Genomic DNA, 12,349 nt, shown 5'->3' with positions numbered 1-12,349 from the left:
TAAAAAACCTGTTCAGTTCCTAAAAACTAAACAGGTTAACGTAACAAAAACTAACAAAATTCAATAATTACATTACTGAAGTTTTTCTTTATTTTAGAGATTTATCTCCAACATTTGGATTGTATACATAATCAAATGTGTAATATCTTGCTTCTTTAGATGTTAAATCTTTATAATAGCTCTTTATTTCCATCTTAGCATAGTTTCCTTCAATAGTTTTAACAACTATAATTGTACCAGCATTAGCAGTAACAACACCATTACCATAAGTATACCAACCTGCTCCACTTACAGGTAATGCATATACTCCTTTTGCATCTTGCTTAAACTCACTATCAGCTGGCGCTTCTAAAACTTTTGAAAACTCACTATTTACAACAGCTAACGATGCATTACCAGTTCTTTCTGGCTCATCTGTTAATCCGTATTTACTTCCACCGTTTACAATTACTCTTAGGCCTCTAAAAGCAACATCCCAATTATTTCCAGTTACTTTTTTTCCTTCCTTAAAACTAAACTTTGTAAATTCCCCAGATATTGGTCCTTGACCAAAACCTCCATTTTGAGGAGCATATAAGTTTGATATCGTTTTAGCCTCAACAGACTTAACTACAGGAGTATCACTATCACTACAAGAAGTAGCTACAAAAGATATAATTGCTAAAACTAAAAGTGTTTTTAATTGTTTCATTTTTAATTGATTTATAATATTTAAGGTTTATTCTAAAATTTAAAAGTTATTCTACTATATACTGTTCTTCCTAATAATAATGTGTTATCATCTGGGATTCTCTGACCATTCACTACAGAGAAAAAAGTATCCTTATTACTTTCTCCTTGTTCATTAAAAACATTATCAACTCCTAATTGCAATGTCATTAAGTTAAAGAAGGTTTTATCTACCGCTACATTTACTCGCATTTGAGAAGCCACAAACTTATCATAGTTATCAATAATCCCTTTACTATTATTAGTATCTCTTAATGCATACTTACTTCTGTAAACCGCTCTAATATTTGCTGTAAAATCATGTTCGAAGTTTTCATAAAACAGCTTTAAGTTTGCAGTATGTTTTGATCTGTTTGGTAATCCGAAATACTTAGATTGTGTTAATTGTTCTGATGGAGACGAAGGTGTCCTTCTAAAAAATACTTTCCCTTCTTTTATCAAACGTTCTTGCTCTTTATCACCAGTATCTAAAAACTGATACCCTCCTATTAGTCTGAAATTATCTGAGATTCTATAATTTATATCAACCTCTATTCCTTGAGTATAAACTTCACTAATGTTTCGATAAGAAAATGTTCGAGTTCCTAGAGGTAATCCTAACAATGTAGGATCCAATGTAGTATCGAAAGTATCAATCAAATCTTGAATATCATTTCTAAATAGGTTAACTCCAATCTTTAAGTTAGATAATGGCTGTAATTGAAAACCTAAGTTATACCCTATTGAATTTTCTGGCTTTAAATCTCTTTCTATATTGTTTATTCCACTAACGTTTGGATACAAATCATGCAATGTTTGAGTTCCTAGAACTACATAACCACCTGATGAATTTCTAAAATTAAAATACAATTGGCGGAAATCCGGAGCTTTAAACCCATAACCTACTGATCCTTTAGCTGTAACCCAACTGTTTATTTTATAACTAGCAGAAAGTTTTGGTGAGAACGCAGATTTATATTCATTATGATTATCAAATCGAGCACCAGCTACAATGTTTAAGTTTTCTATTGGATTAAAATCATATTGACCAAAAACATATTGAGCCTCATATTTTTTTCTTCCATCAAAAGCACTTCTCTCTAGTGCATCGTAATTTGCCCCTACTCCAGCTACAATGGTACTTTTATCTCCTAGTAAAACTGTTGTTTTTACCTCTGGTCTAAATAAACTTCTATTAAACAAGTCTAAACTTCCATTAAAAAGACTTTCTGTTTTAAAACGAGTTCCATAAAAAATATAATCTACATCCCAAGAATCAGAAAGTTTATGAGAAATTTTTCCATTAAAATTCCAATCTGTTTGTGTATTATCTGAGTTGGTTGTATTCTGTTCCTGTGTATAAAAACGACCAGATACTAAAGCTTTTAATTTATCAGAAAAATCATATGTTAGCTGTAAATTTCCTGTAAAGTTCTGATGAGGATATGCAGTCTTATTATTAGGGCTTTCTGGGGTTAAATCAAATCCGCCACTTGAATTTAAGTTAAGACCTGCAACAACTCCAAATTTATCTTTTTTAGCAACTATATTCGTATTGATATCCAGTTCATTTCTTGCTCCTCCTCTTGCTAAAAATTGTAAATCTCCTTTAAACTGACCTTCTTTTGGTTGCTCTGTTATAATATTTATAACTCCACCAATTGCCTCTGAACCATATAAAGAAGACGATGGGCCTTTTACTATTTCTATTTGTTTAATATTATTTACAGTAAGTCTACGTAAATCTATATTTCCTGCTGTTCTACCAACAACTGGCACTCCATCAATTAATATTAAAGTATAATCAGCAGCTACACCTTGCAATTGAACTCCTTCTGAATTTCCAAAATCAGAAACCATTACAATTCCTGTTTGTTCTAGTAATATATCTCTTAACCTTACAGACCCTGATTGCTGTAATTGTTTTTTAGAAATCAATGTCACTGGCATTGGTACAGAAGACAATTGTCTTTTCGTCCTAGTTGCAGTAACCACAACTTCATCTAAGTCATTATGTTTTATACTATCTCTACTCTGTTCTCCCTGAGAGAAAACAACGATTCCTGTAAACACAAGTAGAAAAGTTAAAATTTTATTTAGAAACATTCTTAATAATTTCCGGCAAATATATGTAGTTATTTTTAACCAATCTAAATAAATTTTATATTTTTGTAAAAAATTTTTAAAAACATAATAAAACAAACAATGAGAAACTTATTCGTAGTAACTCTAATAACGTTTGCAGTATTTACTGTAAATGCACAAAGCAAAAAAAGTAAAGACTTAAAAGCCATTAAGAAAATGTGTGGTTGTTTTGAAGTGACTTTTAACTTTACTGAGACATTTAACTATAGTAAAGATTCATTATACAAGCCATCAAAAACTAAAATCGCTAAAGGTTTAGAATGGGCTCAGTTAGTGGAAGATGAAAAAAACAAAATCTCTATTCAACACTTACTACAAGTAGGTAGTCCAAACAAACCATATATAGTTAAGCACTGGAGACAAGATTGGGTGTACCAAAACCGTGATTTCTATATGTTTAATGGCGATAATAATTGGTTATATGTAAACAAACCAAAATCTGACGTTAAAAAACAATGGACACAAAAAGTATATCAAGTAGATGATAGTCCACGTTATGAAGGATCTGGTACTTGGGTACACGTAGATGGAAAAAGCTATTGGGAAAACATTACCGATGCCCCATTACCAAGAAGAGAGTACACTCAAAGAGCTGACTACAATGTTACTGAAAGAGGTAATCGCCATGAAATAACTGATTATGGTTGGGTTCACGATCAAGACAACAAAAAAGTAGTACGTAAAGCTGGAGAAAAAGATTTTGTTATTGCAAAAGAAAAAGGATACAATACTTACGTAAGAGTTCCAGACTCTCGTTGTCAAGCTGCTCAAGATTGGTGGAAAAAGAACCAAGCTAAATGGCAATCGGTTAGAAACAAATGGTCTGAGGTTTACGGAAGAAATAAAGATTTATCTTTGAAAGCTAAAGTTGATAATAAAGCGTTATTCAAACACCTTTATTCTGAAAAGCTTAAAGAAGATGAAATGAATAACATTATAGAGTCTTTTGTAAAAAAATAATCTAAATGAAATCATTAAATATTAAATTACTACTGAGCTTATTCTTAATAAGCTCGGTAGTTTTTGCTCAAAACACAAATATCTTTTTAAAAAGAGATTTTTGGAAAACTAAACCTTCTATTGAACAAGTTGAGCAAAAAATTAAAGAAGGTAACAGTGCCACAAAACTAAACAGATATGGTTTTGATGCTGTTGTATATGCTTTGCTAGAAAATGCAGATGAAAATGTAATTAAACACTTACTTGGCAAAAAAGGAAATGACGTTAATAAATTAACTCACGATGGTAGGACTTACATCTTTTGGGCAGCCTACAAAAACAATATGCCAATTGTAAACTATCTACTAGACAATGGCGCTAAAACAGATGTCATTGACGATAAGGGATATTCATTACTAAACTTTGTTGCTGTTGCTGGTGTAACAAACACAAAATTGTATGACCTTTTAATAAGTAAAGGAGCTAATGTTTTAAAAGATAAAACTCCTAAGGGAGCTAATGCTTTATTATTAATTACTCCAAAATTAGAAAACTTTCAATTGGTAGACTATTTTACTGAAAAAGGGTTAAATATTAACTCTACTGATAAAGATGGTAATGGTGCTTTTAATTACACAGCACAGTCTGGTAATAAAAAAATGCTAGAGCTATTAATTAAAAAAGGGTTACCATATAAAACATTGAATAAAAAAGGTGGAAACGCTATGCTGTTTGCAACTAGAGGTTCAAGAAGAGGATATAACTCATTAGAATATTTTAAATATTTAGAAGGTTTAGGAATCAATCCAAACATTACTAATAAAGAAGGTACTACTCCTTTACACAACTTATCATACAGAAATAAAGACATCGCAACTTACGAGTATTTTATTGATAAAGGTGTAGATATAAATCAAGCTAATAAAGAAGGAAACACTCCTTTATTAAATGCTTCTAGCAGAAACTCTATAGAGATTATAAAATTATTAGCTGACAAAACGAAAGATATTAATCATGCTAATAAAGACGGTAAATCTGCTTTAACTTACGCTTTAAGAAATAAACCTGAAATAGTTGATTATTTTATATCAAAAGGTTCAGATGTTGCTATAGTTGATAAAAAAGGTAATAACTTAAGCTACTATTTATTCAAAACATTTAATCCTAAAAATAAAGAAGAGTTTTCTAAAAAACTAAACACTTTAAAATCTAAAGGATTAGATATTGAAAAAACTCAGAAAGACGGAAATACTTTATATCATTTAGCTGTAGATAAGCAAAGCATTCCAATGTTAGATTTTATTAAAGAATATAAAATTAATATTAATGCAAAAAATAACAAAGGCTTAACTGCGTTACAAAAAGCGGTTATGACAGCTAAAAACGATAAGATAATCAAACACTTAGTATCGTTAGGCGCAAATAAATCTGTAAAAACAGATTTTGATGAAACCTTATATGATTTAGCAAAAGAAAACGAAGCGTTAAAAAATATCGATATTAGCTTTTTGAAATAAACAATTGAATTAAAAAATGATAAAAAAACTTTCAATACTTTTTATAGTAGCATTTGGAATAATGGCATTTACTACCCCAGATAGCAGTAAGTATAAATGCATGATTCAAATGAAAAATTATGACGGTGAAGGAGCATATATTGTCATTTCATTATTAAATCCTAAAGGAGAATATGAAAAAACGTTATATGTTCAAGGAGATGATCAAGAATGGTATCACGATATTACAGAATGGTGGAGTTTTCATGGTAAAGTACGTTCAAATATTGATGCTATAACTGGTGCAACAATAAGCGGAGGAAATAGAGCTATTAGTATAATTGAAATTCCAAATGATAAGATTAACAAAGGATATAAAATTCGTTTTGAATCTGCTGTAGAAGATCAAGAATACTATAAAGACGATGTAGAATTTGATCTAAATTCAGAAAATATTAAAAGTAAAATTGAAGGTAATGGTTTTATACGTTACGTTCGTATGATACCACAATAATAGTACAACAAAATGATTACTTCAATTTGGAGATATAGCCATCTAACTTTGGCTATATCTTCTTTTGCTTTTATAGTTATAGCTTCATTAACAGGTATAATTTTAGCTTTCGAACCTATTTCGAATCAGTTAAAACCTTATGCTATACAAAACACTCATGAGATTACAATTGCACAAACTATTAACTCTTTAAAAAAAGAGTATGATGAAATTGTTGATTTAAAAATTGACGATAATAATTTTATAATTGCATCTGTAGTTACTAAAAATGGTGATAATAGCACTTTTTATATCAATCCAGTTACAGGTAAAAAAATTAATAATATTGTAAAAAGAGCTACAATTTATAAATGGACTACTAACTTACATAGATCTCTTTTTCTAAAATCTACAGGTCGTTTTTTAGTCGCCCTTTTTTCCTTTTTTCTCTTATTAATTACTATTACTGGAAGCATTCTTATTATTAAAAGACAAGGGGGAGTTAAAAACTTTTTCACTAAAGTTATACGAGAAAATTTTGCTCAAGATTATCATGTTATTTTAAGTAGATATGCTTTAATACCTATTATAATTATTACCCTTACAGGAGTATATTTATCCTTAGAGAAGTTTTCTTTACTTCCAAAATCTAAAACTTCTCATAATATTGATTTTTCTGAAGTAAAAGACAGTCCTAAAATTACGATTGAAAACTTTCCTCTTTTTAAAGAAACCAAGCTAAGCGAGTTAGAAAGTATAGAGTTTCCTTTTTCTGATGACGAAGAAGATTACTTTGTAGTAAAACTACATAACAAAGAACTATACATACATCAGTATACTGGAGACATTATAAGTACCAAAAAAACATCTTTAACACATATATTATCTAACTGGAGTTTATTCTTACATACAGGGCGTGGTACTATCTTATGGTCTATCATTTTATTACTCTCATGTATCGCTATAATATTCTTTATCTATTCAGGTTTTGCTATTACATTAAAAAGAAGAGCAAAAAGCTCTTTACCTAAAAATAAATTCAACAAAAACAACTCTGAATTTATCATACTAGTAGGTTCTGAAACAGGAAACACTTATAGTTTTGCTACTTCTATATATAAAGCTTTACTAGCAAGTGAAAAAACTGTTTTTGTAGATTACTTGAATAACTATACTACTTATAAAAACGCCAAAAAATTAATTATTTTAACCTCTACTTATGGAGAAGGTACTCCGCCTATCAATGCAAGTTCCTTTTTAAAGTTGGTACAAAAAGTTAAGCAGAAAAATTTAATTGATTATGCTATTGTTGGTTTTGGTTCTTTAGCCTACCCTAATTATTGTCAGTTTGCAATTGATATTGAAAGTACACTAAAAGAGCTTCCTAATTTTAAAGCTATTACCCCTTTATATAAAATAAACAATCAGAATTTTTCAGATTTTAAAACTTGGGGACTACAGTGGAGTGCTAGTACAAAAGTAAATCTTAATTTAAAACAAGAAGCAAAAAAGCTAAAAAAACAACTAGACTTTACAACTGTTGATAAAACAGAACTCAATAAAGACAATTCTTTTCTTATAAGGTTAAAACCTAGTAAAAAATTGAATTTTGTTTCTGGTGATTTGCTTTCTATAACTCCTAGTGTAGATAATGTTGAAAGATTATATTCCATAGGAAAAGTTGAAAATGATGTTTTATTAAGTATTAAAAAACATGATTTAGGTGTGTGCTCTAATTTACTTTTAAATTTAAATAAAAATGAAGCTATTTTGGCCTCTATTCAACAAAATAAATCTTTTCATTTTCCTAAAAAGAATAAAGAAGTTGTACTTATAGCTAATGGAACTGGTATTGCTCCTTTTCTTGGGATGTTAAACAATAATACTAGAACGCATTTATTTTGGGGAGGAAGAACTTCTGAGTCTTTAACCATGTATAAACCATACTTACAAAACACAAATGTGTACACAGCTTACTCTCAAGAAGGTAAAAAACACTATGTACAAGATTTAATTTCTATAGAGAGTGAACTAATTATTTCTGTTTTAAAAAATAAAGGTACTATTATGATTTGCGGTTCTATTGCTATGATGAATGCTGTATTAAAAGTATTGAAAAACCTAACTTTAACTGAATTGAACACTCCTATTGAAAAATTTCAAAAGAATCATCAGATAAAAACCGATTGTTATTAATAATTATTTTTACGGTAAAACCTTACTTTAATTACGGTTTTACAAATCTTTATAAATATCTTTTTAAGTATGTTTGAGAAACTTAAAACTAATCAACATGCTTAAAACAATTTCTAACTTAGGAAGTGTACTTAACAAATCATCACAAAAATCTATTAAAGGAGGCGGTGGTCCAGACAGTGAAATTCATTGTCCAAATTACTGCCCAAAGTATTTACCTTATACTTGTCTTTGCGATTGGAGCGGAGGTCATTAAAAAATTAAAAGCGAACTTAGGTTCGCTTTTTTATTTTGATATATTTTTCAAAAAGAGATAAAACATTTATAATACTAACAATTATAAAAACTATAGGCAATAAAAAAGTTAATACTCTTTCAAAAACACTTACATCCTCTCCAAATTTAAACCCTATAAGGAATATCAATATTTTTATAGCAAAAAAATTGGTTACCAATAATGTTATAGACACAAAACTTTTTAATAAAAAATATATTTTACTTTTTTTAAATTTTAAATCTGTGTATGCCACCATGGACACAAATGCTAAAAACATAACTAATAACGAAACATAATCTTCTACTGGCGGGTTAAACTCATGACCACTAGCAAAGTACATAAGAAAGTAAATTCCAATACCACCTACAAGCATCATTAAATAAATCCATCGGGCTGCTGAAGAGTACTTCTTAATCATTACCTCAAGATAATCTATTAACTTTTCCAAAATAATTTTAACTTCATTTAAATATAAAAATAATCTTTTTCCTCATTGATAATTATTATTTTGTATTCAAGTCCATCAAAGATTTCTTTATCAAATTTTTTGTCTCATCTACTAACCTAACCTCATCTAAATCAACCACATTCATAGTAATTAAATCTTTAGTAACGAGACATATTTTCCCTTTTTCTTTATAAATCCTTTCAATATTCATCAATGGTATCTTATGTTTAGCCTCTAATTCATTAGTTCTATATACTAAATATTCTTCATCTATTTCTATAAATAAATCTTTAGACTCTTTCGTAAATTTTAAGGAACGAAATATCAAAAACAGTCCAACTATAATTCCCATTGGTTTATCCCAATCACCAGGAAACTGATAAACAAAATCATGAACTTGTAAAAAGATTAATAACTGATAACTAAAGGCTATAACAAGAAAAAAACCTGTCAAAATGAGTATTCTCATCTTACCTGACCCTTTTTTTATAGTATACTTCATTTCTTGCATTCTCTAAAGATTAATACGTCAATTTTCAAAAACGCCAAATTACTAAAACACTACATAACAAACACTTAAAACCAAGCCTAATTTATTTTCAAATAAAAAAACTTTGTAAAATTATTTTTTTTTCTTTACTTTTATAAAGCAATGAGGTCGAAATTATTAGTATTCGGTCCCCTGATTGAAATAACGTATTGAAGTTTTTATTATATCTAATTTTTGCCATCGAAATCAAAGAATTGATTTAATTAAGCTTCATATAAATATTTATAGGTAAATAAATTTCTTATTGTTTAAGGGAAATAAGAAAAGGAGTTCGCCTTAAGTAAGATAAATAATTATCTTCCTCATTGCTTTTTTTAATTCATCACTTTCCTTTTCTACTCAATTTCAATTCATTTTACAAAAAAAGCAGTTCGTCTTTACTTTATTTCCAGTTATCTAATTTTAAATTCTACAAGGATTTTCCATACTATCTTTACCATATAATTTAGAAATTCATTATAAGTTATTTGGTTAGTTAGTTACAAAGAAGTGTCTTTTCGATGGCGGACACTTCTTTTTTTTATTCACTTATATTATTTAATATTTTTCCTCCATAATTCACCTTTCGTTCCTACCGCATAAGCAATCCCATTGGCTACATAAACATCGTTAAAGGTTACTGATTTTTTTGGCTGTTTTATACCCCAATCTTTTCCACCATTTTTACTCACAAAAATATTTCCTGTAAGATCTGTTAATACAATTTGTTCATTGTTTACATATAACCCTCTTAAGGATCCAGATGTTGGTGATGGTTTTTCATAAACTATTTTAAAAGTAGCACCTCCATCATTACTTTTAGACAAATAACTATTAGAAACTGCATATAAAGTTTTTGCATTTACCACAGTAAGATTAAAAAAGTCATCAAATGTATTTTTTCCTCCAGTAGGTTTAGCTGTACCTTCTACAGCTACAGTCCAAGTTTTACCTTTATCGGTTGTTTTTAAAATTCTACCAGAATACCAAGAAGATAAATAACCAGTATCCCCCATAAATCCTGCTGATGTATAAAATCCAGTATGAGGGTTCTTATAAACGTCTGTCCATGTTACTCCATCATCAGTTGAACGATAAACAGTTCCTGCAAAAGACGAGTTACTCCCTCCTATCATTACATCTTCACTAGCATAATAACAATAGTAACTTGAAGTAGTATTGACTACTTTCCAATTCTTTCCACCATCGATGGTTGATAAACCATTAATTACTCCTTTATTTTTTCCATTAAAGCTAATAGAAACCAAATCGTGAGTAACACCTGATGAAATTTCTTTCCAATCTATTCCTCCATTTTCTGTTTTAAATAACTTCCCTTTATTTCCAATAATAAAACCTTCAGACTTATTTATAAAATGAATTTTATTTAAGGTTTCGGTTGTTCCAATATCTAACTTCTTCCACTCTTTGGATATCGAATCAAAACCATTATTAAGAACAATTCCTACGTCTTCACTACAAGACTGTAACACAAAAACAAAGGCGAAAAACGATAGCATTCTTAAAACGTATTTCATATCAAATTATTTAAAATTAACATTAATATAAAAACTAAAGAGAGAAATACCCTACTTAACCACTAGGAAAAAAATAATATAAAATTCATATATTTTCAATACTAACCTAGTTTTTACAATGCTTTTAAAGCTTAAAATAAAATACAATTACGAATTCTAATTTATTCCAAACGAATTCTAATTAACCTCAAATCACCACCTCTTTCTCTTCTAAATTTGTTCATATAAAATAAAAATTATGTGGTCAAACAGTAGCTATTCATCAATCTTAAAAATGTATTTAAATAAATACAACAGTTTAAAATTACAGGTAAACAACGATGGACTTATTGCTTCAATAGAAAAGCAAGAAAACGGTAGATGGATTAACGATCGAAACTTACCTAACATTTTAAACAAACTATCAAACGATTTTAATTTAGAAAAAAATGTAACCATCATATTACAGCAATAACATATTAACCTAAAAAACAAGAACCTATGAAACAAAACATTTTTAAAGTAGGAACAGTAATAGGATTACTACTACTTACAGGATTTTTCACTAGTTGTGAAAAGAAAAAAACAAATACAAAACAAGAGTTGGGAAACATTGCAAAAAAAGAAGAAACAATTAAAAAAACTTATAAGAAACCTAGAAATCCAATTGTATTTATTACAGGTTACGACAAGTTTCAAAATAAGTTTTACGAAAATGCTCGCAGCTACTTTAAAGAAAAGAAGTATCAAATTGTAAACGATATGTATTCTTTAGAAGAAATTATAAGCTGGATGAATTCCAATGGCTCTGAAAGTCCTTATGGTGAAATTCATATTGTAAACTATAACAATCCGTTAAAAGGACTAAGTTTAGAAACGACTATTAATGGAGAAAAGGTTACAACAGATGCTTTACAAAGAGCCATCAATCAAAATAAGCTACCTAAAATTAAAAACGGGATAAATGCAAATAGTAAAATTGTGTTTCACTCAAATGGAATTGGTAACAACGAAGAACTTTTAAATACTTTAAAGTTATCATTTAAATCTGATGAGATGCCACAAATATTAGCTTCTCCTTACTTTAATGTTTTTGGGGGTGAATTCACAAATCATTTTTTAGCAAAACCATACTATGTATTTTACCCTACGGCACACTCACCAGGAAAAGTAGATTTATCAAAAGAAATTGCAAGAAAATACCCTAATGAAAAAGAAATTGATTGGTTTAGTGCTTTAACAAACGAAAGAGAACGTTATATAGGCGAGCCATATACAAAACAGTTTAGTATTCCAATTATGTGGGAATTAGACTATGAAAATTCTGATGATGATGTTCCAACATTTGTAATGCAAGAAGAATTAATGGATTTTATAGCTGGTGATGTAGATTTAATGACAGATGTAAAAAAATTAAACATTCCTGTTGAAAAATTTAGATGGACTTATACTGTTAAAAATAACAAGCTAATTATAAAAGGAAAAACCTCAGTTTTATGTGTATTAAAACCTTTAACCAAACCTTATGGTGACTTAGAACACATAAAGCCTGACACCAATAATAAGCGTTTATATGCTATGAAATAATTGAATAATGTTTA

12 protein-coding genes are annotated in these 12,349 nt (G+C 28.8%); 7 read left to right on the top strand and 5 right to left on the bottom strand.

What is annotated here, in order from left to right; translation table 11 throughout:
* Positions 1–88: 88 nt before the first annotated feature.
* Together Q0958_RS18155 and Q0958_RS18150 are read right to left on the bottom strand one after the other, a co-directional pair.
* Positions 89–691: an HmuY family protein gene (locus Q0958_RS18155; RefSeq protein ID WP_299125783.1), complete on the bottom strand. Its 603-nt coding sequence runs from the start codon at positions 689–691 to the stop codon at positions 89–91.
* Between the two features lie 32 nt (positions 692–723).
* Positions 724–2,781: a TonB-dependent receptor gene (locus Q0958_RS18150; protein ID WP_299125781.1), complete on the bottom strand. Its 2,058-nt coding sequence runs from the start codon at positions 2,779–2,781 to the stop codon at positions 724–726.
* 132 nt (positions 2,782–2,913) lie between these two features.
* Between Q0958_RS18150 and Q0958_RS18145 the strand changes: the two genes are divergently transcribed.
* The 5 genes from Q0958_RS18145 (at position 2,914) to Q0958_RS18125 (ending at position 8,233) form a co-directional block, all read left to right on the top strand.
* Complete coding sequence (locus Q0958_RS18145; RefSeq protein WP_299125780.1) at positions 2,914–3,813, top strand: DUF6607 family protein; 900 nt, start codon at positions 2,914–2,916, stop codon at positions 3,811–3,813.
* Between the two features lie 5 nt (positions 3,814–3,818).
* Positions 3,819–5,309: an ankyrin repeat domain-containing protein gene (locus Q0958_RS18140; protein WP_299125778.1), complete on the top strand. Its 1,491-nt coding sequence runs from the start codon at positions 3,819–3,821 to the stop codon at positions 5,307–5,309.
* Positions 5,310–5,325: 16 nt separating this feature from the next.
* The gene (locus Q0958_RS18135) at positions 5,326–5,802 is read left to right on the top strand and encodes a DUF2271 domain-containing protein (RefSeq protein ID WP_299125776.1); all 477 of its coding nucleotides are present in this window, start codon (positions 5,326–5,328) and stop codon (positions 5,800–5,802) included.
* A gap of 12 nt (positions 5,803–5,814) precedes the next feature.
* Entirely contained in the window at positions 5,815–7,977 is a 2,163-nt protein-coding gene (locus Q0958_RS18130) for a PepSY domain-containing protein (protein WP_299125774.1), read from the top strand.
* A gap of 97 nt (positions 7,978–8,074) precedes the next feature.
* Positions 8,075–8,233, top strand: coding sequence for a hypothetical protein (locus Q0958_RS18125; protein ID WP_299125773.1), 159 nt, complete (start codon positions 8,075–8,077; stop codon positions 8,231–8,233).
* 16 nt (positions 8,234–8,249) lie between these two features.
* On the opposite strand, the gene Q0958_RS18120 is transcribed toward Q0958_RS18125, so the two are convergent.
* From Q0958_RS18120 to Q0958_RS18110, 3 genes are all read right to left on the bottom strand, one after another.
* The gene (locus Q0958_RS18120; protein WP_299125771.1) at positions 8,250–8,702 is read right to left on the bottom strand and encodes a hypothetical protein; all 453 of its coding nucleotides are present in this window, start codon (positions 8,700–8,702) and stop codon (positions 8,250–8,252) included.
* A gap of 55 nt (positions 8,703–8,757) precedes the next feature.
* The gene (locus tag Q0958_RS18115; RefSeq protein WP_299125769.1) at positions 8,758–9,171 is read right to left on the bottom strand and encodes a hypothetical protein; all 414 of its coding nucleotides are present in this window, start codon (positions 9,169–9,171) and stop codon (positions 8,758–8,760) included.
* Between the two features lie 614 nt (positions 9,172–9,785).
* Positions 9,786–10,769 (bottom strand): YCF48-related protein, encoded by a 984-nt coding sequence (locus Q0958_RS18110; RefSeq protein ID WP_299125767.1) that lies wholly within the window; start codon positions 10,767–10,769, stop codon positions 9,786–9,788.
* Between the two features lie 238 nt (positions 10,770–11,007).
* On the opposite strand from Q0958_RS18110, the gene Q0958_RS18105 reads away from it, so the two are divergent.
* Complete coding sequence (locus Q0958_RS18105) at positions 11,008–11,223, top strand: hypothetical protein (RefSeq protein ID WP_299125765.1); 216 nt, start codon at positions 11,008–11,010, stop codon at positions 11,221–11,223.
* A 26-nt stretch (positions 11,224–11,249) separates the two neighbouring features.
* On the top strand, positions 11,250–12,335 hold the full coding sequence (locus tag Q0958_RS18100; RefSeq protein ID WP_299125763.1) for a hypothetical protein: 1,086 nt from the start codon (positions 11,250–11,252) through the stop codon (positions 12,333–12,335).
* The last annotated feature ends 14 nt before the right edge of the window (positions 12,336–12,349 follow it).

This window comes from uncultured Tenacibaculum sp., from assembly GCF_947499065.1.
Lineage (GTDB): Bacteria > Bacteroidota > Bacteroidia > Flavobacteriales > Flavobacteriaceae > Polaribacter.
This window is presented reverse-complemented; position numbering and strand designations above follow the sequence as displayed.